We start from the raw sequence: 24,224 nt of genomic DNA, 5'->3' as shown, positions 1-24,224 counted from the left end.
CAGTTAACCGACATCCGGAAACACAGAGGGGGCAGTAAACCATGATTACCTTCACGTAGTCGGCCGGCCGTCTTTTCGAATAATCCGTCATTGGCATTTCTCGTCGCTGTTGATTAACGGCGAGGGATTTCTTTTGCCGGCGTTTTCACAGCACTGAACGATTCTTTCAACAATCGAGGTTTCAGTCATGTCGATCAACATTCACAAGATGCGTTACCTGCCGCTGGTTGCCGCACTCGCGCTCGCCGGGTGCGGCGGCGACGACAGCGGCGTCGGCTCGGCTTCCGCACTCAGCTCCGCCGGCGCGCCGCACTCGAGCTCGTCGCCCGCCGCCAACACGCCGCCGTCAGCCTCCAACGTCGACAAGAGCGTGTCGCCCGTCGAGCTGCCGGACACCGTGGTACCGGTCAACTACCGGCTGTGGTTCCGCCCGAACGATGCGCTGAACGCGTTCGACGGGCGCGCCGACGTCGAGATCAAGGTGCTGAAGCCGGTCAACAACATCGTGATCGCCGGCCACCGGATCAAGTTCACGAACGGCCGCATCACGCTGCAGCCGGGCAACATCCAGCTGATCGCGACGCCGCAGGACAAGGGCGACTTCTACCAGCTGCGCCCCGTCGCCGGCACGATCGCGCCGGGCAACTATTCGCTGCACATGGAATGGTCCGGCATCATCAACTTCAAGTCGTACGACGATCCGGCCACGCAGACGGGCGGCAGCTGCGGCGACGACCCGTATCCGGGCTGCTCGGCCGCCGAAGGCGTGTTCCGCGTCGACCTGAAGGGCACCGACGGCAAGACGAGCGGCGCGATCCTCACGCAGGGCGAAACCAACCTGTCGCGCCAGTGGTTCCCGGGTTGGGACGAGCCGGCCTTCCGGCCGACCTATGAAGTGACGGCCGAAGTGCCGCAGAACTGGCGCGTCGTGTCGAACGCGGCCGAGAAGCCGTCGACCAACGTCGGCGGCGGCTACAAGCTCGTGCAGTTCGAGAAGACGCCGCCGATGCCGTCGTACCTGCTGTTCTTCGGCGGCGGCATGTTCGACACCTACGAGGACGACTTCTCGAGCCCGCTGCCGGGCGGCAAGGGCGGCCTGCACCTGCGCGTGTTCACGCCGCCGGGCATGAGCGACTGGGCCAAGCCGGCGATGGACCGCACCAAGCAGGCGCTCGATTTCTATTACCGCTACACGGGTATCCCGCTGCCGCTGACGAAGTTCGATACGGTCGCCGCGAACGACGCGTTCAAGGAGCAGAAGGACCTGAACTTCGGCGGGATGGAGAACTGGGGGTCGATCCTCGAGTTCGCCGACGACATCCTGCCGCAACCGGGCCAGCCGATGTCGCGCTACGGTAACGAGGTGCTGACGCACGAAGTCGCGCACCAGTGGTTCGGCGATCTCGTCACGGCCGACTGGTGGGACAACGTCTGGCTCAACGAGTCGTTCGCGACGTTCTTCGAGACGAAGACGACGATCCAGTTCTTCCCCGACGAGTTCAGCTGGCTCGACCAGGTGAAGAACAAGTATCGCGTGATCAATCGCGACATCGGCCCGAACGCGTTCCCGGTCGCGCCGAACTTCAACGACTGGGCGTCGAACGACTTCGTGCTGAGCGCGAGCGCGTTCACGTACGACAAGGGCGGCCATGTGCTGAAGACGCTCGAGAACTATCTCGGCGAGCAGACGCTGCGAAAGGGCCTGCAACAATACCTGGTCGACTACTCGTTCGGCAACGGCACGCCGAAGCGCCTGTGGGATGCGCTGTCGAAGGAAAGCGGCCAGGCGGTCGGCCCGATCGGCGACAGCTACGTGCGCCAGACGGGCGTGCCGCTGATCTCGCTCGACACGCAGTGCGACATGACGAAGAACCAGACGGTCGTCACGCTGAAACAGCAGCCGTTCCCGAACAAGAACGCGTATCCGGGCCTGCAGTGGACGGTACCGATCACGCTCGCGTACGGCCAGGGTCTCGCGAAACGCACGACGCTCGCGCTGAAGGATACGCAGACGCAGACGCGGATCGACGGCTGCACGGGCGTGGTCGCGGATCCGAGCGGTCTCGACTACTACGTCGTGAACTACAGCGACGCCGCGTGGAGCGGCCTGCTCACGCAGGTCAACAGCTCGGTCGATCCGGTGCTGCTCGCGAACCTGAAGAGCGAGGCCGCGCTGCTCGTCGCGAACAACCTCGCGCCGGCTTCGCGTTCGACGTCGATCGGCTCGGTCGCTTCGCCGGCCGCGATGAAGCTGCGCCAGACGCCGAGCTTCGGCGGCATCGCGCCGACGGTGAAGGAACGTCCGTCGCTGCGCTACCAGGGCATGTTCAAGCCGCGCAAGACGCTGGTTCAGTAACGTGATCCGGCCGGCCGGTGCCGCGCGATACGCGGCGCCGGCCGGCGTTCGACGCTTCATGTCCCTTCACGTCCCTTCACCTCCTAACGCAGGCCCCGGATGCGGGGCCTGTTTTTTGTTGCCGCCGCGTGCGGCGCCGCGCCAATGCCGACCTGGCGCCTGTTCACGCCAATAACGGGCCCTAGCGATCGTCGCGCCGGCGAAACGCCCACCACGCGGCGAGTGCGGTAAAGCCCGCGACCAGCAGCACCATCAGCCAGAACCCGTGCTTGTTCTCCGAGAACGGCACGCCGCCGACGTTCATCCCGAAGAAGCCCGCGACGATGTTGATCGGCAGCGCGATCACGGTCACGAGCGTCAGCGTGAACAGCGTCCGGTTGTTCTGCTCGTCGAGCCGCGAACCGATCTCTTCCTGCAACAGCTTGATCCGCTCGTTGAGCCCAGACAGATCCGCGAGCACCAGCGAGAACTCTTCGGTCGATTCGCGCAGCTCCTGCACGTCTTCGGCGTGCAGCCACGCGGGCGGTTTCGCGAGCAGCCGGAAAATCGAGCCGGGCTCGGGCGCCAGCATGCGCTGCAGCCGCGTCAGCGTGCGGCGCATCGCGCCGAGCTCGATGCGGTTCGACGTGAGCCGTTGCGACAGGAAGCGATCCTCGATGCGATCGACGTCGATGCTCGTGCGCCGCATGATCTGGATCAGCAGGTCGGCCTGGTCGCGCAGCAGGTGCACGAGAAGTTCGGCCGGCGACCGGAACCGCTCGCCGTCGCGCACGCAGGCGCGCAGCGTATCGACCGAACGCAGCGGCTTGAGCCGCGCGGTGACCATGATGCGCCGCTCGACGTGGACGAACAGCGTCGCGATTTCCGACGGCGTCAGCTCGAGGTTGAACATCACGTCGTTGACGATCGCGCGTAGCGCGCCGTCCTCCTGCTCGATGCGCGTCGAGCGCGATCCTTCGTGGAGGAATTCGAAGAAGCTGTCGGGCAATCCGAGGTGCGTGCGCATCCAGCGCTCGCTCGCGCCGTGCGCGAGATTGAAGTGCAGCCAGACGAAATCGTCCGATGCGGCCGCATCGCGCTCGCGGCACGCGCGCAGCCATGCGGCGGCGGCATCGGCATCGAGCATCGCGCCCGATCCGCCCGGGACGAAGCGGAATCCGCACACCATGCCGGACGTATCGGCGCCGTAAGTCTGTACGATCAGGTCCATCGTGTCGAAGGTCGTGCGGCGCTCGCCGCGCCGCGCATCGCGCATTGCGGCGCCACGCCGGGAAATGGAAGGAAACGTATGCCCGATGCATGCGGCATTTTCGTGACATTGTCACATCCTGCCGTCCGGCGTAAGACGTCCCCAAAAACAACGCGCCGCCCGGTGGGCGGCGCAGGTGCGATGTGCAGGCTGGTGTGATGCCGGTTACTGCCGCGTCTCCGACTGCGCGGCGGTCGGGCAGGCCGGATCCTTGCCCCAGTGGCCGTCGCAGACGCGCCAGCGGCACAGCTGATCCTCGAAGAAGCCGCGCTCCGCGCAATCCTTCACGCGCGATGCGAGCGAACCGCCCGTCGCGGCGGCCGTCTTGGTCGGCACGACCTGCCCCTTCTGCGCGGCGGCCTTCTTGTCGGCCGGCTTCGTGCGGGCGACCAGCGCGGCGAGCAGGTCCGCATCCGGGTCGTCCTTCCCGGACGCCTTCGCGCTCGCGGTACGGGTCGTCGCTTCGCGACGCTTCTTCGCCTGCGCGAGCTCCGCCTGCTGTTCCTTGTGATGCTTGCGAGCCTCCGCCTTCGTATCGACCTTCGCGTCGGCCTTGCTGCGGGCGGCGACCTTGTCGCTCTTCGCGGCGTCGGCCTTCGCGGATTTCGTCGTCGCCGCTGCTGCGGCAGCCGTCGCGGCGACGGCGCCCGCCGTGGCCGCGCCCGATGCATCGTCGGCACCGTTCGCGAGCGCGCGCGACAAGCGGCTGTTGTCCGCGCCCGACGCGCCCGATGCGGACGCAACGACCTGGGACGCGGCATCGTCGTTGACGATCGTCGCCGTTTGCACGACGGGCGCAGCCGACGCGGCATTCTGCGCGACCTGCACGGCGGCGGCGCTGGCCGGCTCGGCCTTTGCCGGTGCCTGCACGGGCGCGGCGGCCACGACGGCCGCCTCGCCGGATTGCTGCTGCCAGCGCCATGCGCCCCAGCCGCCGACGGCGACCACGAGCGCGACGACGGCCGCGATCGGCCCCTTCAGCGAACGGCGCGGAGGTTCGACCGGCGGCGTGACACGTCCTTCCAGATTCGCGAGAATGCGCGACTGCTGCGGTTCGCCCCCGCCTGCCGGTTTGGTATCGGATAGCAGGCTGGGCGGGGTTTTCGAATTTGAATTTTCCGGCGCACTCATTCAGCGTCTCATTGAATCCTGGTTTAATTCACCGCGATAATATAGCCCGGCCTCTCAAAGCAGCCTGATTCTAAGAGCAAGCATTGCAAAACACAATCAATTCCAATTTCCGGGGATTTCGTTGATTGCCGTCGCACTCGTCGCCTATTTCGCCCTTGCCGTCGCGGTTGCGGCACTGTTGCTTTTACCGGGTATCCGCGCGACCGTTTTCGAATCCGTCGCCCAGTTTCGCGGCCGCCTGACGCGCCGCGCGAACGATCACGCCGCACGTACGCGAAGTCAAATTGTTAAATCGGCAACCGTTACGCGCGGCGCATTAAGTGATGTGCAAAATTTACTGATCCGGCGGCGCTTGATGATTATGGTGTCGGCAGGTATTCTTGCGACGCCGCCATTGGTGGCCATTGCGTTACGCGGTCGGCAATTATTTCAGTACGACGACACGGCGCGCGTGCCTGACGAGAAGATCGCCGCGCTGCTGCAGGGCGAACAGCTCGTGCCGCCGCCGCCGTTGCCGCCGGAAGTCTTTGCCACGAAGGAAGTCGAACAGGTACGGCCTGCGCTGAGAGATGCAAGCCGCGACTGGAACCTGCTGGATCCCGATTTCCGTACGCGTTTGCTGCTGGTCTACAAGATCATGCACGAACAATATGGTTACGAGATGGCGCTGCTGGAAGGTTATCGGAGTCCGGAACGACAGAACCGGCTCGCGCAGATGGGCACCAACGTGACCAATGCGGCGGCCTTCCAGAGTTATCACCAGTTCGGGCTCGCGGCCGACAACGCGTTTCTGCGCGACGGCAAGCTGGTCATTTCCGAGAAAGATCCCTGGGCGATGCGCGGCTACCAGTTGTACGGACAGGTCGCCGAGCAAGTCGGCCTGACCTGGGGAGGCCGTTGGAAAATGATGGATCTCGGGCACGTGGAATACCATAAACCCGGTTTTAAACTGGGACGCGGCAGCTAGTCAGGGCTGCCGGACAAGAAATAATGAGGGCGGCATGGGGCTTTTTAATCACCCGGCAGGAAACGATTTGGGCGGCGCAAACGATCGGGCATTCCGTTGCGCGATTTTTTCAGGCCGCCGCTTCCGTTTTAATTCTCACAGCGTCCTTTCATTATTGCGCGCGCCTTCTCCGATGCCGCGGGCGCATTGATGCCAGCCCCCTTCATCCCGTTTGACAGCATGGCGACACATCGCGGCGCCACGCTTGCCGCTCGGCGCGCCTGCGTCGCCTCACCGAATCGCACCGGAACCTGAACGTCCTATGCAACGCATCCTCAACGTGCTGACTCATCCGCGTACGCTCTCGATTGTCGGGATCGTCGCGCTAGCGGCGATTCTCTTCATCGCTGCCGACATGCTGCAGCTGCCGCTCCTGTGGGCGGCGGTCGCCTTCGCGGCGATCCTCGTGCTGTGGCTCGGCGTCGCACTGGTGCGCCGCTGGCGCGTGAAGCGCGCGAACCGGCAGCTCGGCCAGGTGCTGGAAGAGCAGGCGGAAACCGGCAAGATCGCCGCGCCGGCCGCGGCCGCGCTCGCACCCGACACGAAGACCGCCGACCTCGACGTGCTGCGCACGCGCCTGTCCGACGCCGTGAAGACGATCAAGACGTCGAAGATCGGCCAGGTGTCGGGCGGCTCCGCGCTGTACGAACTGCCGTGGTACATCGTGATCGGCAACCCGGCCGCCGGCAAGAGCAGCGCCGTGCTGAACTCCGGCCTGCAGTTTCCGTTCGCGGACAAGAACAGCGCGGTGATCCACGGCATCGGCGGCACGCGTAACTGCGACTGGTTCTTCACGACCGAAGGAATCCTGCTCGACACGGCCGGCCGCTACTCGGTGCACGAGGAAGACCGCAGCGAATGGCTCGGCTTTCTCGGCCTGCTGAAGCGCTATCGTCCGAAGGCGCCGATCAACGGCATCATCGTCACCGCGAGCATCGCCGAACTCACCGGCAACCGCCCCGAGTTCGCGATCAACCTCGCGAAGAATCTCCGTCAGCGCGTTCAGGAGCTGACGGAGAAGCTCGAGGTGTTCGCGCCGGTCTACGTGATGTTCACCAAGGCCGACCTGATCACCGGCTTCACCGAATTCTTCAGCAGCAGCGACAAGCACGAATACGACCGCGTGTGGGGCGCCACCCTGCCCTACGAGCCCGATGACAAGCGCGACGTGGTCGCGCAGTTCGACACGCACTTCGAGGAACTCTACGAAGGGCTGAAGGAAATCAGCGTCGCGCAGCTGTCGCTGTCGCGCGGCAACCAGCTGTCGCCGGGCCAGCTGAGCTTCCCGCTCGAATTCTCGACGATCAAGCCGTCGCTGCGCGCGTTCCTCGCGACGCTGTTCGAGAACAACCCGTTCCAGTACAAGCCTATTTTCCGCGGCTTCTACTTCACCAGCGCGCTGCAGGAAGGCGAAACCAACAGCGCCGCCGCGCAGCGCATCGCGCACCGCTTCGGCCTCGACGCGAGCGCGCTGCCCAAGCCGCACAGCGCGTTCTCGAAGAACGGCTTCTTCCTGCGCGACCTGTTCTCGAAGGTGATCTTCGCGGACCGCCAGACCGTGCGCCAGTTCGCGAGCCCGACCAAGACCCGGCTGCGCTACGCGACCTTCTTCGGCTTCGTCGCGGCGCTCGCACTCGCGCTCGGCGGCTGGACCTGGTCGACGATCGGCAACCAGCAGCTCGTCGCGAACGTGCAGGCCGACCTCGACAACGTCACGCGCCTGCAGCAGGGCCGCAACGACCTGCAGTCGCGCCTGCAGGCAATGGACATCCTGGAAGACCGCATCGAACAGCTCGAACAGTTCCGCCGCGACAAGCCGGTGTCGGTGTCGCTCGGCCTGTACCAGGGCGACCGTCTCGAGCAGCACCTGCTGACCGAGTACTACAACGGCGTGCGCCAGATCCTGCTCGCGCCGGTCTCGCAGAACCTCGCGTCGTTCATGAAGGACGTGAACGCGCATCCCGAACAGCTCGTGCCGATGACGCGCCCGCCGGAATCGGGGGCCGTGCAGGGCGGCGCGATTCCCGTGTCGACGAACCCGCCGGGCGCCACGCCGCTCGCCGGCGCCGCGCAAGGCGCATCCGCGGCGGCGGCCGCCGCCGCCGCGCCGCAACAGCCGGCCGCGCCGCAAGGCGGCCTCTACAGCGACGCGTCGCCGACCAACGTGCAGGACGCGTACAACGCGCTGAAGACCTACCTGATGCTGTCCGACAAGCGTCACGTCGAACAGGCGCACCTGACCGACCAGCTCGCCCGCTTCTGGCGCGGCTGGCTCGAGACGAATCGCGGCAACATGCCGCGCGACGAGATGATCAAGAGCGCCGAGCGCATGATCTCGTTCTATCTCGCCCGCGTGAACGACAACGACTGGCCGATGATCGACGCGAACCTCGCGCTCGTCGACCAGACCCGCGAGAACCTGCGCCGCGTCGTGCGCGGCATGCCGGCCCGCCAGCGCGTCTACGAGGAAATCAAGGCGCGCGCGTCGACCCGCTTCGCGCCGATGACCATCGCGCGCATCGTCGGCGACGGCAACCAGGGGCTGGTCGCCGGCAGCTATGCGATTCCGGGCACGTTCACGCGCGAAGCGTGGTTCGACTACGTGCAGCCGGCGATCCGCGACGCGGCGACCAAGGAACTGCAGGCGAAGGACTGGGTCCTGAACACGTCGACGCAGGACGACCTGACGCTGGAAGGCAGCCCCGAGCAGATCCAGAAGACGCTCGTCGGGATGTACAAGACCGAGTACGCGCAGCACTGGCAGAAGTTCATGCAGGGCATCGCGGTGCAGGGCTTCAGCAGCTTCGGCCAGGCCGTCGACGGGATGAACCGCCTCGGCGACCCGCAGGATTCGCCGATCCGCAAGATCCTCGAGACCGCGTACGACCAGACGTCGTGGGACAACCCGTCGCTGGCGAACGTCGCGATCAAGAAGGCGCAGACCGGCGTCGTGAACTGGGTCAAGCAGCTGTTCACGCGCTCGCAGGCCGGCCAGGTGGCGGCCGCGAACATCGACATCAACGGCAATCCGGCCGAGGTGCCGATGGGTCCGATCGGCCAGGAGTTCATCGGGCTCGCGCGGATCGTCGCGACGCACGACGGCACGTCGATGCTCAAGGGCTACATGGATTCGCTGTCGAAGGTCCGTACGCGCTTCAACGTGATCAAGAACCAGGGCGACCCCGGCCCCGGCGCGCGCCAGCTGATGCAGCAGACGCTCGACGGCAACGGCTCGGAACTCGCCGATTCGCTGAAGTTCGTCGACGAGCAGATGCTGACAGGCCTCACCGATTCGCAACGCAAGTCGCTGCGTCCGCTGCTGGTGCGGCCGCTGATGCAGGCGTTCTCGGTGGTGATCCAGCCTGCCAGCGCGGAAGTCAACAAGGTATGGAACGCGCAGGTCTACCAGCCGTTCCAGAGCTCGCTCGCGACCAAGTACCCGTTCGCGGCGAACGCGAAGGTCGAGGCCGGCGCCGGTGAAATCGCGCAGGTGTTCGGTCCGGACGGTGCGATCGCGAAGTTCGTCGGCACGACGCTGGGCCCGCTCGCGGTGCGCCGCGGCGACACGCTCGCCGCCCGCACGTGGGGCGACATGGGCATCGGCCTCACGCCCGACTTCACGAACGGCTTCGCGCGCTGGGTCGCCCCGCTCGCCGGCGGCGCCGCGGGCGGCGCGGCCGCGGCGGCCGAACCGCAGACCGTGTTCCAGATCCTGCCGCAGCCGAGCACGGGCACGACGGAATACACGATCGCGATCGACGGCCAGCAGCTGCGCTACCGCAACACGCCGCCGCAGTGGACCAACTTCGTGTGGCCGAACCCGCAGGGCTCGCCGGGCGCGACGCTGTCCGCGACGACCTTCGACGGCCGCACGGTGCAGCTCGTCAACGAACCGGGCCGCTACGGTCTCGAGAAGCTGATCAACTCGGCGCAGCGCAAGCGCCGTCCGGACGGCACCTTCGACCTCACGTGGGTCCAGGGCAGCGTGAACGTGTCGGTGACGATGCGCATCATCAGCACGTCGCAGCCGACCAGCAGCGGCGGCGACCAGCCGCAGCAGCAGAGCCTGCGCGGCCTGCAGCTGCCGTCGTCGGTCGCCGACGCGAGCGCGGGTGCCGCGCAGAACGCGACGCAGGCCGGCTCGGGCGCGCCGGCGGCCGCCACCGCAACGAACGCACAGGGGGCGCAATGACGCAAACCGTTCAGGCGCAGATCGCCTACTTCGGCAAGATTCCGTCGCGCGGCGACTTCGTGAAGAGCCAGCACAATCCGCAGTTGCTGCAGACGCTCGATCGCTGGATCGCGCAAGCACTCGAACTGCTCGCGGAGGATCCGCGCTGGAAGATCGTCTACGAGGATGCGAAGCCGATGCATTTCGCGTTCCTCGGCTCGCGCAGCAAGCTCGCCATCGCGGGCCACATGGTCGCGAGCCACGACGTGTCGATGCGCCGTTTCCCGTTCCTCGGCGCGACCGCGCTCGAGGTCGACCGGCCGCTCGCGTTCCTCGCGCGCAGCCCGCTCGCGTTCGCGCGGCTGTGGTCGCGCGTCGCCGCGCAGATGCCGGCGCTGCTCGCGAAGGAGGAGCCGCCCGGCGCGCTGCAGGCGCTCGGCGATACGCAGGTGCCGATCGACGTCGGCGGCCCCGGCACGTCGCATGACGGCACCTTCAACGACTTCATCGAACACCAGTCGCTGTACGGCCTGCAGCAGATGCTGCTCGAAAGCGGTCATCCGGTGCGGCTGCGCGGCGCGATGCTCGCGCTCGGTTCGCTGTTGCGGCCCGTGATGCAGAGTGGCTCGTCGCACATCGAGCGCGGCCTCACGCTGCCGCTGCCGGTCGACCCGTTCTATCGCAGCCTCGTCGCCGCGTTCTGGCTCGAACTGATCGCACCGTTCGTCGCGCAGGCCGACTTCGAGCTCGCGATCTTCATCGGCACGATCGCCGAACGCGAACGGCTGATCATCGGCTTCAACGGCGCGTCGTCGAAGACGCTGCTGAGCGTCGTCGATCCGCAGACCTACGCCGCCCACAACATCGACATCGACGATCCCGAGTGGATCGACGCCCATGCGCAAAACGATCACCAGATCAGCAAGCTCGTCAGCTACCTCGACCAACCGCAACTCTCGCTGCGCGTCGCCATCGACGCCTTCCGCGAAGCGTTCATCGGAGGCTGACGGGATGCAACGCACGATTCAGGTCCGGCGCACGCGCTTGTCGCCCTTCGTATCCGCTCTCGCCGCCGCGGGCCTCGTCGCCTGCGGCGCGGCCCATGCGCAGAACACGGGCGGCGCGACCGTCACGCCGGTCGGCAACGGCACGGTCGCGGCCACTGCCCTGCCCGGGAACGCCAACCCTGGCGCCGCGTCGGCCACGGCGTCCGGCACGGTGGTGCGCGGCACGGCCGGCACGATCGCACCGCCGCCCGCGAACGCGTCGCCCGGCCAGGTGGTGGTCGGCGGCAAGGTGCCCGACGAGGCGACCAAGGCCGCCGTGCTGCAGAAGCTGCGCGACACCTACGGCGCGGCGAACGTGGTCGACCAGATCGAGGTCGGCGACGTCGCGACGCCGCCGAACTGGAGCGCGAACGTGCAGAAGCTGCTCGGTGCGCAGTTGAAGCAGATCAGCAAAGGCCAGCTGAAGATCAACGGCACGCAGATCGAGATGAAGGGCGAGGTGCACAACGAGGCGCAGCGCCAGCAGCTCGCGAGCGACATGGCGAATACGCTGAATCCGACTTATACGATCAAGAACGGGCTGCGCGTGTCGGCGTCCGAGCAGGGGCTGCTCGACCAGACGCTCGCGAATCGCACGATCGAGTTCGAAACGGGCAGTGCGACGCTCACGCCGCAAGGCAGGCAGATTCTCGATCAGATGGCGGCCGCGCTCGCGAAGATGCAGAACCGCACGGTCGACATCATCGGGCATACCGACAACTCCGGGAACCGGACGTCGAACATCGCGCTGAGCCAGGCGCGTGCGGACGCGGTGAAGGGGTATCTGATCACGAAGAGCATCCCGCCGCAGCAGATGACGACGACAGGGGTCGGGCCGGATCAGCCTATTGCGCCGAATGATACGGCCGAAGGGCGGGCGAGGAATCGGCGGATCGAGTTCCGGGTGGGGCAGTAGGCGGAGCATTCGGGGGTATGGCGAGAATCCAGCAATTCCGATGAAATTCGCTCTGCGCTGCTTGCGATCGGCCATTCTTCTGGTTTTCGGTGCGGTCTTCGTGCTGGTGGGCGCATCGGGCGTCATCAATTCGGCCATCCTCGTTCGCGCTGGTGCATGGCCTCATGTCCCCGCCTTCGTCGAGCGATGCGAGTTGTCTCTGCGATATGGCAAGTCCGACGTGACATGGGAAGCGCGCGCCGTCTTCCGCTATGGTGCAGGGCAGACGCAGCACTACGACACGACGTGGCGGCCTGCCGGGTCGCCTGTTTATTCGCGTTCGGCCGCGTCGAACATCGGTCGCGAACAGTTCGCCGCGTTCACGAAGACGTATTGCGGCGAGGCCGGGAACGATGGTCTGCGCGTTTCGCCGATGTTTCCGGGTATTGCGCGGCGCAACGAAGCGGTTGTGGGCGGGGAATGGGTACGAGAAATCGGATTCGGTCTGTTCGCCTTGGTCGGCGGCTTGATGCTGTGTGCGGTGAGCATTGCGCTGCTTCCGTGGATCGAGGATCGCAAAAAGCATGCGGTGCGGCGCAAAGCACGGCGCGCGCGGAATCGCGCCAGCGGTGCGTGATGCGGACGTGCAGGCCGGTTTCGCGGAGTTGCTTGTAGGCCAGGCGCCATGCTGAATCTGCCGTGAGTCGATGTTCGGCGGTTCAGCATTCGAATATGGCGGTCATCTCCCGGAGCGCTCTTCCCCGACAGACAGCGAGGCAGGCGCTCCGTCATCCGGCAACGCCGCTCAATGAATGGGGGGAGTTGTGCCGCCCTTGTAGCCCCGCGCCCATTCCTGGCTCTGCTTGGCCGCCTGGTCGATACGTGCCGCGGCAAGATCGTCTTTCTTGCGCTGCTTCGCTTCCTTTGCGAGATCGCTCGACCCGAACGTATCCTTGTCGCGAGTGCGGAAGTACAGTGACGGCGCCAGCACGTGGTCTTGCCAGCTCGTCAACAACGTATCGTGGACAAGCATGTCGAACAGCGCCATGACCTCCTGCGGAAGCGGGTGCTTGCCTTCGACCCCTTCCTTCCAGGCCGACACCAGCTCCATCTCGGCTTCCGGCAGCATAGCCGCCTCGATCGCGTCCGCGCTCGCCTTGTTATTGGAGTCCCACGAATCCGGCATGTTACGGATACGCTCGGCGGATTGCTTCAGGCCGTCCTGATACGACGCGCGGCGCAGCTTCTTTGCCGCTTCCTTCTCGAGACGCTCCCAGACCGTCGAATAGTCCTTCGGCGCTTCCGCGATCAGCTTCTCATAGCGCTTTTGTGCCGCGTCGCTCGCTGCCTTCATGCCCCGCAGCTTCGCCTGGTCCTCCTGGCTGCGGCTGGCTAGCATGCTCATGTTGATGCCTTGTCGCTGCAGTTCCCAGTCGAGTTGCGACTTCGCCGTCTTGCGCTGCAGGTCAGCGTCGCTCACGTTGCGTTTCCAGTCGGCAACCGGGTCGGCAATCGTGCGGCGGAAGTCGGGATCCATGTAGCGGGCTGCAATCCAGCGCATGAAGACTTTCGAATGCTCCATGAAGTCGGCGCCGGGCTTGCGCGGGACGAGGGTGCGGTAGGCGTTGACCAGCGCCTTGATTCGATACTCCTTACCACCGTACTTGATCGGATCCGAGAGCTTGAAACGCTTGAACACCGGCGCGTTGTACAGGTACAGATCCTCCATGGTGTCCATGACCGCGCCCGCCTTGATCGCTTCCAGCAACATGTCTTGCAGCGGGACTCTCATCAATTCGGCATTGAGCCCCATGGCCCCGCTCGGCGCGCCGCCGACGACATCACAGCTCGTGCCCGGATAGAGAAACTGTTCGCCACGGGTTTTCTCGAGACTGTCGAGTCGCTGATAGAAGCGCATCTCATGCGCAGCGGCAAAATGAACGCAGCGCTGCACACTGGCCGGGATGGCGAGAGGACGATCCTTGAAGCTGGTTTTGAGCATACCCAGATAAGGCACCATTCCGATCAGCTCGCCGGCCTCCTCCGACATGATGGACGAAACTGCATCGAGCAATCCGACGAATTTGATCTGAATCGACACACCGTCAATAGCGAGATCCGTGTCGTCCCTGCGCTTGTATTTCTCCGCCAGATCGTTGATGAACGCACGTGCGAGCACGCACCCTCGATCCGCGCCGAACACCGAAACCTCGATCGCCCGGACTTTCGGCATCTGGCTCTTGACGGCCTCGTACGCAGTCTTGAACTGGTCCTTGGCGGCGATCAACCGCGTATCGACACCTGTGCCGAAAGCTTTGGCCATGACGGAATTGTCACGCACGATCGGCACGTTCTCCATCGCTATACCGACAAAGAGGCTGCGAGCGACCGCCCAGCCCGCCTTCATCGGAGTGCCTTTGACGTTGTTCTTGAAGTCGTTCTTCGCGTTGCGCCACAGCAGCGTTCCGGTCGCCTTGGTTCGTTCCCAGTATCGCTCCGGCGATGCATTCAAGACGTTCATGACACGCCGCGCCTGAGCGGGAATGCGTTCGATATCCTTCCGAAGATCCTGGAATGCCTTGTCGATTGGTCGAAGCGAGAAGTCCCCCTCGAGGAACCCATCGATGAGCTGCTTCTTTACGTCGTCGACACGTTTTTTTACGCTGGCCTGCTTGAGCGGCGTATTGACGCGCGTGAACGACTTGGCGACCGATTGCGCTCCGCTCAACGCCTTCTTGCCCCCCATCTTGCTCGCGGCTACGGCAGCATTGATCCATTCCTCGGCCTTGGCTGACTCGTTGAGGGGCGTGCCCAATCCCGAATAATAGAAGCGAAACCAGAACTGATTCGCGGGCCGTCTCGGATCCTCCATATCGCGATGCGCTTCCCAGAGCCGGGCGATATTGGAGTATTGCGAACTCGATGGATCGTCGATATCGCGATGGCGTCCGAATGCATCGAAGAAAAAGCCCATCCGAATCGTCGCGCCGCACGGCATGCAATCGCCCTTCGGGTACATCGTCGCATTCTGGTTTGCGATTTGGGCGTATACGGATGTTGGCGTCGCGTCATCCGGATCGAGTTTGACTCTTTCAGCCATGCTTTTTCTCCTCGACACGCGGCGGCGGAACCAGCCCGTCGGATATGGGTGGCACTGCGACCGGTTCGAACTTGTCGCTCGTCAATTCAGACAGAACATTCTTCGGCAACGATTGCATGGACTTCGCAAAAGCGCCTGGCTTGCCGGCATCCGCTTGCAACATGCGCTGGATCTCCGGATGCGAGTCGAAGCGACTGTTCACGAGCAGGTTGTAGTAAGCGTACTGCTTCAAATCGTCGAGATCGACGAGGCGGTACTTCAACCATGCCAACGCAACAACTCGAGCGACACGACGAAACTGCTGGTCTTCACGCTCGTCGTACCGCTTGCTCAATTGCGCCTGATACCTGCTCGCCATCCAGCGCGACACATCGATCATCGGAATACGCGATTCGTCCATCAACGCGCCAGGAAACTGAAGCTCGACGTGACGATCCGGATAGAAGTGAACCTCGAGGATTCGATCGCCTACCTTCTCCGGAACCTGCGATGGGGGCAACGTCGCCTTTGCCTCGGCGTGAAGCGTTTCCTCATTGCCTTTATGCCACTGGTCGACGTCGACGTAATTCCACTTGACCGTGAACTCGGTTCCCTGGAGCTTGTAGCAACACGTCACCCCGCCCCCACCACCCGGCAAGCTGTTCCCCCCACCCGCCTTGTTTCCGTGGGCATCGGTGATCGTGAACCCGTCCAGGTTGTACGGCAGATAGTTGTGAGCGATGACCGAAACGCCGCTATATGTCGGCTCCGACTTGCCGCACGCCGCCATGGCCGTCACGAGCAGACACCCAGCCAGAACACGGCTCGCCAGCCCCGAAAATCCCGTCGTGCTATTCACTGATGTTTTCCTTCCGAATATTGTCGAGCATGCGTTGCAGGCATATCCCACGCATCGGTATCGTTCCGCCCGTCACGTAAGCGGCCCTTCCACTCATAGCCAGAACCTCTCCCCACGAAATCAACCATGTCGCGCCTCGTCCATACGCGGTGACGGCAGCAAGCCGTCAGGAACCGCCGGGACAGCCACGGGTTCGAAGCGGCCGCTCGCCAAAGCCGACAGCACGTTCTTCGACAAGGTCTGCATCGACTTCGCGAACGTACCGGGTTGACTGGCATCAGTCTGCAAGATGCGCTGGACCGTCGGGTGCGAATCGAATCGACTGTTCACCAGCAGGTCGAAGTACACGTATTGCGCGAGATCACGCCAGTCGGTCAGCCGATATTTCAGCCACGCAGCAGCCACTGCACGCGCGATGCGACGATGCGATTGCCCGTCCGTATCTGCAAATTTCCTATCCAGTTGCGCCTGATAACGAGTCGCCATCCATCGGGAAACCTCGACGATCGGAATACGCGACTTGTCGAGAAGTTCGCCCGGAAATTGAAGCTCGACGTGACGATCCGGATAGAAATGAACTTCGAGAATGCGGGCGCCGAGCTGCTCAGGAACGACCGACGGTGGCATCACGACCTTTGTCTCGACCTCCTGCATGTGCGAGTCGTCCATCGTCCATCGGTCTGCATCGTAATACTTCCATTCGACCGTGAACTCGGCGCCCTTGAGTTGGTAGCAACACGTCACGCTCCCCCCACCTGCACCCGGCGGGTCGTCCCCGCCGCCGCTTGCCTTGTTTCCAAACGCGTCCATCACGGTGAAGCCGCTCATGTTGTACGGCAGATAATTCCGACCCATTACCGAAACTCCGCTATACACCGGCTCCGACTTGCCACACGCGCTCAAAGCCGCCGCAACCAGGCACATCGCCGGCGCGGACCTACGCCACGCCACGAAGCGCCTCCATCGATTCCCGCTCGTGCGCATCGCGAATCGCATTCCATGTCGCGTCGTCGATCGTCGCCAACGCGTCATTGAGCGTCGTCTCTCCATGCGCCACGGCTCCAAGGCACACCCGCACCGCCGGATGCTCGTCGAACCGGGGCGCAACCAGCACGCCCGTCATTACGTAGCACTGCAATTCCGCTTCTTCGGCAATCCCGTGCGCTGCTGCGCGTTCGAGTTGCTCGACAACCTGATCATGGAGTTCCGCATCGGACAGGTGATCGACCACCGCCGCCATCGTCTCGCGAAACTTCAGCACGAGCTTGTCCGGGTACCCGAGCTCGATCAGTAGCGCGTGCTGCCGCTCGCTGAGGTCCGGTGCGTCGCTTGCCGACATCACACCTTCAACCGCCGGCGTGTCGTTGCGCCACACGACTTCGTCGAGCCGACGACCGCGATATCGGATCTCGCTAAACGGCGCGACGAACTGCTGCGCCTGCGTGTCGCTCCACACCTGTCGGAGCCGCCCGAATACAAGATTGTCGAAGAAGAACAGGTAGTACGCGCGACCGTTCGGCAGCGCGTACTTCACGTACTGGCGCAGATGTGCATCCAGCGCGTCGAACGACCACGCCGAGCACAACCACGTCACCGCATGCAGATCGACGGCATCCAGCCACAGCTGACGCAGCACGCGATGCTGCTCCGCATCCCCGCCGTCGAGTGCGCGACCGTCGAACGCAATCAGGTACGGTGCGATATCCGTATAGGCATCCAGCCCGGTATCGGTCCAAAGGGACGCGTAACGCAGGCCGCGCACGGCTGCCAGCTGCGTGTCCAGCTCCTGATAACCGCGCGTGTCGACGAGCACGTACAGACGCATCGGTCTGCCGTCGCCGGCCTCGTGCTCCAGCGATGCCTTCAGCGTCTCCACGAACGCCGGCCATTCACGCTCGCGCGGATTGGGCCCATCCGCCGCCATCTCGATGGTGTCACCCGTATCGTTGACTTCGTCCATCAATCCGCCTCGACCATCGATTCACGACCGCTATGCGCATTCAGCACGCATTGCTTGCACGTGCCGCCCGGCATCGCGGGCAGCGGATACTGCATGCTCGTCGGTCCGCTGAACTGGTGCTGAGCGCCCTTGAAATCTACCTTCCCCGGCGCGTGAATCTCGATGTTGCCGCCCTTGATCCGGATATAGGCGCCACCCGACGTGAGCAGGATCTCCTGCTTCGCGGCCACGTCGACGGCCTCGGTCGCCGCCATCATCTTCACGGTCTTCTGCGCTGTGAGTTCGATGCTGTCCGCATGCGCCTGAACCTCGACCTTGCCCTTCGCGGCGAACAGCTTCATCCCGGCGTTCTGCGCGAACAGGCTGATGCGATCCCGGATGCCGGCGATCAGCGACTTCCCGCTGGTAATGAACGTACTTTGACCACTGACGATATTGGTCTGCCGGTCGCTCGCCAGGTGCACCGACTGCTGCGACGCCACCCCAATCCCCGCCGGGCTCGCGAACAACATCACCGGCTCCTTGAACGCATTCGCATTCCCCGTCCCGCCGCCTGCGGTCCTGCCACCGCCCGAGGCCGCCCCCGCCACGCTGTTCTGCGTCGCCTCGGCGAATTGCTTGAGCGCATCGCGACCGGTGCCGAGACTCTCCGCCTGATGCATCTCGCTGACCTGCGACATCGATTCGATCTGCCCCTGCGCATTGCCAAGCTGCTGCTTCGCCTCACTCACGTCGAGCGGCTGGCTGTTCGCCTGCTTCGGATGCGTCGTCACGTACAGGCCCTGCCCGGCTCGCATCGCGCCGTACGCATCCGTGCGCAGGTCAAAGCCTGAGCCGAGATACGCACCGCGCGTGTTCCCGTTCTGCTCGATCAGATAGCCGAGATGAAGCAACGAATTCGCACTGCTGCTGAACAGGCGCGCGCGGTTCTGCCCGGTCGCGTCGTCGAGCACCATCTCGTTGTGCCCCGATCCTGCATACTCCTTCGACCGGAAGCCCGACAGGATCCCGTTGCTATGCCACTGCGGCCTGGTCGCACCGTTGTACACGCGATGCATGACGATCGGACGGTCGCAGTCGCCGCCGATGTAGCCGATCAGCACTTCCTCGCCGACCCGCGGAATATGCACGCCGCCGTACCCGCCGCCGGTATCGGACTGCACGACACGTATCCAGCACGACGCGTTCTCGCGGCCTTCGCTCTGGCGGTCCCAGACGAACATGACCTTGATCCGGTTCAGCTCGTCCGTATAAACCTCTTCGCCCTTCGGCCCGACGACGATCGCCGTCTCGAGCTGCATCGCGGGCTTGCGATGCTCGAACGGGCTGCGGTACGGCACGCTCGCGCGCTGCGCTTCGACCTCGACGAGATAGAACCCGGCGGAGCCGTCGTCATGCGCGACCTGGCACGCAGCCGCTTCCCCGTGACCGGCCTTCACCTGCGCCAGCTGGTCCTGCAGGCTATGCGGAAAACTCGCTTCGTGGTCCGAAACCGGCAGATTGTTCTCGATGTACCGCGTGACGCCGATGGCCGCGAACTCGCGCTCGCTCGCCGAATCGCGGTCGTGCTCGGGATGACCGGTCAGCGTGAAGCGCCGGCCGGCATCGATCGCGCGCACGCCGCCCACGCCGAAGAAGCGCTTCGCGCGCGACTCCCATTCCTCGAGACGAATCTTCGACAGGTGTTCGCCGCGGTCCTGGCCCGGATACGTGTACGCGCCGGTGTATTCGTAGATTTCCGCCTGGCCCGGCAGGTCCCCCTGGCCGGCCTTGGTCGGCAGCGACGTGCCGTTCGGATTGCCCGCCGACGACGGCGCTTTGTAGTCGAAGGTGCGCGTCGTGTGCAGCGTGCTTTGCAACGTCCGCGATGCGGTCCATTGCGTAAACCCGGCGGTTTCGGTGCCGCTGCCGGAACGATCGAACGTAACGACATTCGGGGACAGCGCATCGACCGCATGCACGTCGTCGGTGATGACGAGCGTATGCGCCTTCCCGTCTTCGCTGTGCCGCCAGAACCCGAACAGCCCTTCGTCCTCCATCAGCCGGTGCACGAAGTTCCAGTCGGTTTCGCTCTGGCGACAGTACGACCGGGACGGCAACGGTTTCGACAACGCGAACTGGTATTGGCCCCTGGCCTGCGGATGCGTATCGAACACGTCGGAGAGAATCGCGTCGACCGGCTGGTCCTGCCAGTACCGCATGTCGCTGCGGAACTTGAGGAAATGCATCCACGACGCGAAGCGCAGTTGGTAACTCGACAGGCTGCCGTCGGCGCCGAGCCGTCGCGCCGTGTGGACATAGCCGTTGATCGGCAGATACGACTTGTCCGGCTGCTGGATCCACAGCGTGATCGGCTGCGCGATCAGCGTCTTGAGCTCGACGTCGCTCGCGGTGGACACCAGATCGAGCGCCACGCTGAAATCGCGGCCGAGCGCCGAACGGGTCACCGCGCGGCGCGGCACGAGCGCATTGTTCGGCAGCGACGGGATGTCCGTCTTCAGCAGCCGATCCTGCTGGATCAGGCCACCACGAATCGCCTGTGCCAGTTCGGTCACGTTCATGCGTCACCCTTCTTCTCGTTCATCGCGAGCCCGCCGGGCCCGCGCTCTCAGGTCAACAAGCGGCGGCTCACGACTGCTCGTCGGGCCTCACCCCCAGCAGCTCGCGGATGTGCGACAGCGACCCGTCGTCCTTCACGACGCTCTCGAGCCACTTGTGCAGCGGCATGTCGGCCCATTCGGCGGCCTTGTCCGCGAGATACGCGACCGGGCTGTGCGGCTCGGTCTGGCGGAAGTAGCGCGCGACCGCACGAAGCTGGTCGACGGCCTGCGCACGGTTCTGGATGCCGGCGATCATTTGCGTCACCGGCGGACGCGGAGCGGTCTGCGACTGCACATGGGTCTCCTCGGTGTGGAACGCGTCGCCGAAGCTCGGCTCGATGCGCTCGGGCTGCGCCTGCGGCGCCGACGGCGCATGCGGCGCGCTGCCCGTATAGCCCTGCTCGCGCGCGAAGCGCTCGACGAGCCGGTACACGGTCTCGAACGCGTCGCGCGTCTGCCGGAAGCTCGGCGCCGAATCGCCGGCGCGTTCGACGAGCCGCTCCTCGAACGCGTCGAGCGAGATTTCGAACGCCTTCAGGTTCGCGAGCAGCGTCGTGTAGAACGCGATCGACGTCACGCGCCGCGACGCATCGACCTGCTCGACCGACGGCTTGCCGCGCGCGATGTCGTCCGCGTGTTCCGGATCGCGCTTCACGGCCTGCGCCACATGCTGCGCGACTTCCCAGTCGAGCGTGGTGAACGCGTTCGATGCGCCGTCGGTCACCGGAATGCCGCGCAGCAGCTCGGCCGTGCGGCCGGACAGCCACGCGACGTTGCCGAGCCGGTATTCGACGTCGTCGCCTTCCGGCAGCGGATGCACGGTGTCCCAGTAGTCGCGGCACAGGCCTTCCAGCAGCGCATAGCCTTCGGTGAGGCCGGTGATGCCGTCCTCCAGCGCGAGCGCCTCGGTCAGCCACACGGCGAGCCGCAGGTCCTTGGTGCGCGTGCGCAGCAGCGCGCCCGCGTGATCGACGACGAAGCCCCAGTCGGCCTCCTTGATCTCGGTCACCCACTCGCCCTGGTCGAGCGTCGGATCGTCGTAGCGCCGCGCGTCCTGGATCGCGTCGAATTCATTCGAGAACAGCAGGTCGTCGCCGCTGGGCGACGCATCGCTGATCGGCGTCAGCAGCTCGGGGAGATTGATCGGCATGGTTCAGTGAATCCGTTGATGCATGAGATGTCGCGTGCGGGGGCTCATTCGACCGTATAGGCGAATTCGCCGGCCTCGTCCGCGCGCACCGCGATGCGCGCGATGGCCGCGCCGTCGGCGATCCGGCCGAGCACGTGGCCCGCGATCTCCGGCAGCAGCGTGCCGTTCAAAATATGGTCGACGTTGCGAGCGCCCGAATCGACCTCGGTGCAGCGCGCGAGCACCGCGTCGACGAGCGATTCGTCCCACTCGAACGCGGCCTTGTGGTTCGCTTCGATGCGGCGACGGATCCGTTCGAGCTTCAGCTCGATGATCTCGGCCAGCACGTCGTCGGAAATCGGGTAGTACGGCACGACCTTCATCCGGCCGAGGAACGCGGGCTTGAACGTCTTGTACAGCTGCGGGCGCAGCGCCTCGGCGAGTGCGTCCGGATCGGGCAGTTCCTCGGCCGGCTTGTTCAGGCACGCCTGCATCACCGCGGCCGATCCGACGTTCGACGTCAGGATGATCAGCGTATTGCGGAAGTCGATCTCGCGCCCTTCGGCGTCGTCCATCGTGCCCTTGTCGAACACCTGGAAGAACATCTCGAGCACGTCCGGGTGCGCCTTCTCGACCTCGTCGAGCAGCACGACGGAATACGGGTTGCGGCGCACGGCCTCGGTCAGCACGCCGCCCTCGCCGTAGCCGACGTAGCCCGGCGGCGAGCCCTTCAGGCCCGACACGCTGTGCGCTTCCTGGTACTCGCTCATGTTGATCGTGACCATCTTGCGCTCGCCGCCGTACAGGATGTCGGCCAGCGCGAGCGCCGTCTCGGTCTTGCCGACGCCCGACGGCCCGACGAACATGAACACGCCGCGCGGCTTGTTCGGATCCTCGAGGTTCGCGGTCGCCGTGCGCACGCGTTGCGCGATCGCATCGAGCGCATGGTCCTGGCCGATCACGCGCGCGGTCAGCAGCGGCTGCAGGTTCAGCACGGTGTCGATCTCGTCCTTCACCATCCGGCCGAGCGGAATGCCCGTCCACGCGGCGACGATCTCGGCGACGACGTGGCCGTCGACCTGCAGCGGCACCATCGGCTCGCCGCCCTGCAGCGCGTGCAGCGCCGCGACGCGTTCGGCCAGCTTCTCTCGCGTGGCCGGCACGTCGACCGGCTCGCCGTCTTCCGACGGACCGCGCGCCCGGTCGAGCGTGTCGCGCAGCTCGGTGATCTCGACGACGATCGCGCGCTCGGCTTCATAGCGCGCCTCGTCCTCGGTCAATTGCGCGAGCGCCGTGTCGCGCGCGCCGCGCAGTTCGCCCAGGCGCTCGTCGTGCGCGGCGCCGCCCGCCGCCTCGCGCTCCAGCGACGCGATTTCCGCGTCGATGCGCTCGATGCGCTTCTTCGTGTCGTCGATCGCCGCGGGCGTCGCGCTGTGCGCGAGCGCGACCTTCGCGCACGCGGTGTCGAGCACGCTGATCGCCTTGTCCGGCAGCTGGCGGCCACTGATGTAGCGATGCGACAGGCGCACGGCCTCGGTGATCGCGTCGTCGAGGATCCGCACGTTGAAGTGCTTCTCCATCAACCCGGACATCCCGCGCAGCATCGCGGCCGCGAGCGGCTCGCTCGGCTCCTCGACCTTCACGACCTGGAAGCGCCGCGCGAGCGCCGCATCCTTCTCGAAGTACTTCTTGTATTCGCTCCAGGTCGTCGCGGCGATCGTGCGCAGTTCGCCGCGCGCGAGCGCCGGTTTCAGCAGGTTCGCCGCGTCGTTCTGGCCGGCCTGGCCGCCCGCGCCGATGATCGTGTGTGCCTCGTCGATGAACAGGATGATCGGGTGCGCGCTCTTCTTCACCTCGTCGATCACGCTCTTCAGGCGGTTCTCGAACTCGCCCTTCACGCTCGCGCCGGCCTGCAGCAGGCCCATGTCCAGCACGTGCAGCGCGACGCCGCGCAGCGGCGGCGGCACGTCGTCGGCCGCGATCCGCAGCGCGAGACCCTCGACGACCGCCGTTTTGCCGACGCCGGCCTCGCCGGTCATGATCGGGTTGTTCTGGCGGCGGCGCATGAGGATGTCGATCGCCTGGCGAATCTCGGCTTCGCGGCCGATCACCGGGTCGATCTTGCCGTCACGCGCGCGCTGCGTGAGGTTGGTCGTGTACGTGTCGAGCGCGGGCGTCTTCGACGGGCCGGCCGCGGGCGCGGCGCCGTCGGCGGCCGGCGCGACGTCGCTGCCTTCCGCATCCGCCTGGCGCGGCTCGGCCTCGCTCGAACCGGCCATGATCTCGTCGAACTTGTGCTTCAGGTCCGTCACGTTCATTTCCGCGAACTGCGACGACATGCGCTGCGCGAACTGCGCGAGATCGGGCGCGGTCAGCAGCGCGAGCAGCAGATGCCCCGAACGGATGCGGCCGAGCTGCGAATCGAGCGATGCGATCAACCAGGCCTGTTCGAACAGCGCGATCAGGTGCACGGAAAACACCGGCGTGCGCGTGTTGCCCGTCTTCAGGCGCGTGAGTTCGCGCTCGAGATCGGCGCGCAGCGCATGCGGATCGACGCGGCTCGCACGCAACGCGAGCGGCAGGTCGCCCGTCGCCTGGTCAAGCAGCGCGAGAAACAGATGCTCCAGATCGACCTCGTAATGGCCGCGCGCCAGGCACGCGCTCGCCGCGCGCTCGGTCGCGTGCCGGCACAGCGGGTTCAGTTTCGTGATCAGGGTCTTCAGGGGCGTGCTCATGGCGTCGA

15 protein-coding genes are annotated in these 24,224 nt (G+C 65.2%); 6 read left to right on the top strand and 9 right to left on the bottom strand.

The window, feature by feature from the left end:
• Positions 1-187 precede the first annotated feature (187 nt).
• Positions 188-2,356: a M1 family metallopeptidase gene (locus tag DIE02_RS16120; RefSeq protein WP_124487880.1), complete on the top strand. Its 2,169-nt coding sequence runs from the start codon at positions 188-190 to the stop codon at positions 2,354-2,356.
• Positions 2,357-2,537: 181 nt separating this feature from the next.
• On the opposite strand, the gene DIE02_RS16115 is transcribed toward DIE02_RS16120, so the two are convergent.
• Positions 2,538-3,566: a transporter gene (locus DIE02_RS16115; protein ID WP_044845996.1), complete on the bottom strand. Its 1,029-nt coding sequence runs from the start codon at positions 3,564-3,566 to the stop codon at positions 2,538-2,540.
• A 204-nt stretch (positions 3,567-3,770) separates the two neighbouring features.
• The gene (locus DIE02_RS16110) at positions 3,771-4,736 is read right to left on the bottom strand and encodes a phage tail protein (RefSeq protein ID WP_124487879.1); all 966 of its coding nucleotides are present in this window, start codon (positions 4,734-4,736) and stop codon (positions 3,771-3,773) included.
• A 121-nt stretch (positions 4,737-4,857) separates the two neighbouring features.
• Here DIE02_RS16110 and DIE02_RS16105 point away from each other — a divergent pair, with 121 nt between their 5' ends.
• The 5 genes from DIE02_RS16105 (at position 4,858) to DIE02_RS16085 (ending at position 12,491) form a co-directional block, all read left to right on the top strand.
• The gene (locus tag DIE02_RS16105; RefSeq protein WP_044845915.1) at positions 4,858-5,703 is read left to right on the top strand and encodes a M15 family metallopeptidase; all 846 of its coding nucleotides are present in this window, start codon (positions 4,858-4,860) and stop codon (positions 5,701-5,703) included.
• A gap of 301 nt (positions 5,704-6,004) precedes the next feature.
• A complete protein-coding gene (gene tssM, locus DIE02_RS16100) occupies positions 6,005-9,934 on the top strand; it encodes a type VI secretion system membrane subunit TssM (protein ID WP_124487878.1) in 3,930 nt (1,309 codons plus the stop codon).
• On the top strand, positions 9,931-10,920 hold the full coding sequence (tagF, locus tag DIE02_RS16095; RefSeq protein WP_124487877.1) for a type VI secretion system-associated protein TagF: 990 nt from the start codon (positions 9,931-9,933) through the stop codon (positions 10,918-10,920). The genes tssM and tagF overlap by 4 nt, the downstream gene beginning before the upstream one ends.
• 4 nt (positions 10,921-10,924) lie before the next feature.
• On the top strand, positions 10,925-11,875 hold the full coding sequence (locus tag DIE02_RS16090) for an OmpA family protein (protein WP_124487876.1): 951 nt from the start codon (positions 10,925-10,927) through the stop codon (positions 11,873-11,875).
• 40 nt (positions 11,876-11,915) lie between these two features.
• Positions 11,916-12,491, top strand: a complete 576-nt coding sequence (locus DIE02_RS16085; RefSeq protein ID WP_124487875.1) for a DUF3592 domain-containing protein — start codon at positions 11,916-11,918, stop codon at positions 12,489-12,491.
• Between the two features lie 168 nt (positions 12,492-12,659).
• On the opposite strand, the gene DIE02_RS16080 is transcribed toward DIE02_RS16085, so the two are convergent.
• The 7 genes from DIE02_RS16080 to tssH form a co-directional block, all read right to left on the bottom strand.
• Entirely contained in the window at positions 12,660-14,954 is a 2,295-nt protein-coding gene (locus tag DIE02_RS16080) for a DUF2235 domain-containing protein (RefSeq protein WP_124487874.1), read from the bottom strand.
• Positions 14,947-15,723 carry a DUF3304 domain-containing protein gene (locus DIE02_RS16075; protein WP_124487919.1) on the bottom strand — a complete coding sequence of 259 codons (777 nt, stop codon included), beginning with the start codon at positions 15,721-15,723 and terminating at the stop codon, positions 14,947-14,949. Before DIE02_RS16075 ends, DIE02_RS16080 begins: the two co-directional genes overlap by 8 nt.
• 189 nt (positions 15,724-15,912) lie before the next feature.
• On the bottom strand, positions 15,913-16,716 hold the full coding sequence (locus DIE02_RS16070) for a DUF3304 domain-containing protein (protein WP_124487918.1): 804 nt from the start codon (positions 16,714-16,716) through the stop codon (positions 15,913-15,915).
• Positions 16,717-16,729: 13 nt separating this feature from the next.
• Positions 16,730-17,752: a DUF4123 domain-containing protein gene (locus DIE02_RS16065; RefSeq protein ID WP_124529417.1), complete on the bottom strand. Its 1,023-nt coding sequence runs from the start codon at positions 17,750-17,752 to the stop codon at positions 16,730-16,732.
• On the bottom strand, positions 17,752-20,313 hold the full coding sequence (locus DIE02_RS16060) for a type VI secretion system Vgr family protein (RefSeq protein ID WP_124487872.1): 2,562 nt from the start codon (positions 20,311-20,313) through the stop codon (positions 17,752-17,754). Before DIE02_RS16060 ends, DIE02_RS16065 begins: the two co-directional genes overlap by 1 nt.
• 67 nt (positions 20,314-20,380) lie before the next feature.
• Positions 20,381-21,502 (bottom strand): type VI secretion system protein TssA, encoded by a 1,122-nt coding sequence (gene tssA / locus DIE02_RS16055; RefSeq protein ID WP_124487871.1) that lies wholly within the window; start codon positions 21,500-21,502, stop codon positions 20,381-20,383.
• 44 nt (positions 21,503-21,546) lie between these two features.
• Positions 21,547-24,216: a type VI secretion system ATPase TssH gene (tssH, locus tag DIE02_RS16050; protein ID WP_124522216.1), complete on the bottom strand. Its 2,670-nt coding sequence runs from the start codon at positions 24,214-24,216 to the stop codon at positions 21,547-21,549.
• Between the last annotated feature and the right edge of the window lie 8 nt (positions 24,217-24,224).

The organism is Burkholderia sp. Bp8991 (genome assembly GCF_003853795.1).
GTDB lineage: Bacteria > Pseudomonadota > Gammaproteobacteria > Burkholderiales > Burkholderiaceae > Burkholderia.
Note: the sequence above shows the minus strand (reverse complement) of the source record. Positions and strands in the feature narration are given on the sequence as shown.

Excerpts from the sequence above, each read along its gene's own strand:
- tagF (WP_124487877.1), top strand. The coding sequence starts at position 9,931 with ATGACGCAAACCGTTCAGGCGCAGATCGCCTACTTCGGCAAGATTCCG.
- DIE02_RS16070 (WP_124487918.1), bottom strand. The coding sequence starts at position 16,716 with ATGTGCCTGGTTGCGGCGGCTTTGAGCGCGTGTGGCAAGTCGGAGCCG.
- tssH (WP_124522216.1), bottom strand. The coding sequence starts at position 24,216 with ATGAGCACGCCCCTGAAGACCCTGATCACGAAACTGAACCCGCTGTGC.
- DIE02_RS16090 (WP_124487876.1), top strand. The coding sequence starts at position 10,925 with ATGCAACGCACGATTCAGGTCCGGCGCACGCGCTTGTCGCCCTTCGTA.
- tssM (WP_124487878.1), top strand. The coding sequence starts at position 6,005 with ATGCAACGCATCCTCAACGTGCTGACTCATCCGCGTACGCTCTCGATT.
- DIE02_RS16120 (WP_124487880.1), top strand. The coding sequence starts at position 188 with ATGTCGATCAACATTCACAAGATGCGTTACCTGCCGCTGGTTGCCGCA.
- tssA (WP_124487871.1), bottom strand. The coding sequence starts at position 21,502 with ATGCCGATCAATCTCCCCGAGCTGCTGACGCCGATCAGCGATGCGTCG.
- DIE02_RS16065 (WP_124529417.1), bottom strand. The coding sequence starts at position 17,752 with ATGGACGAAGTCAACGATACGGGTGACACCATCGAGATGGCGGCGGAT.
- DIE02_RS16080 (WP_124487874.1), bottom strand. The coding sequence starts at position 14,954 with ATGGCTGAAAGAGTCAAACTCGATCCGGATGACGCGACGCCAACATCC.
- DIE02_RS16075 (WP_124487919.1), bottom strand. The coding sequence starts at position 15,723 with ATGGCGGCGTGCGGCAAGTCGGAGCCGACATATAGCGGCGTTTCGGTC.
- DIE02_RS16085 (WP_124487875.1), top strand. The coding sequence starts at position 11,916 with ATGAAATTCGCTCTGCGCTGCTTGCGATCGGCCATTCTTCTGGTTTTC.
- DIE02_RS16115 (WP_044845996.1), bottom strand. The coding sequence starts at position 3,566 with ATGGACCTGATCGTACAGACTTACGGCGCCGATACGTCCGGCATGGTG.
- DIE02_RS16060 (WP_124487872.1), bottom strand. The coding sequence starts at position 20,313 with ATGAACGTGACCGAACTGGCACAGGCGATTCGTGGTGGCCTGATCCAG.
- DIE02_RS16110 (WP_124487879.1), bottom strand. The coding sequence starts at position 4,736 with ATGAGTGCGCCGGAAAATTCAAATTCGAAAACCCCGCCCAGCCTGCTA.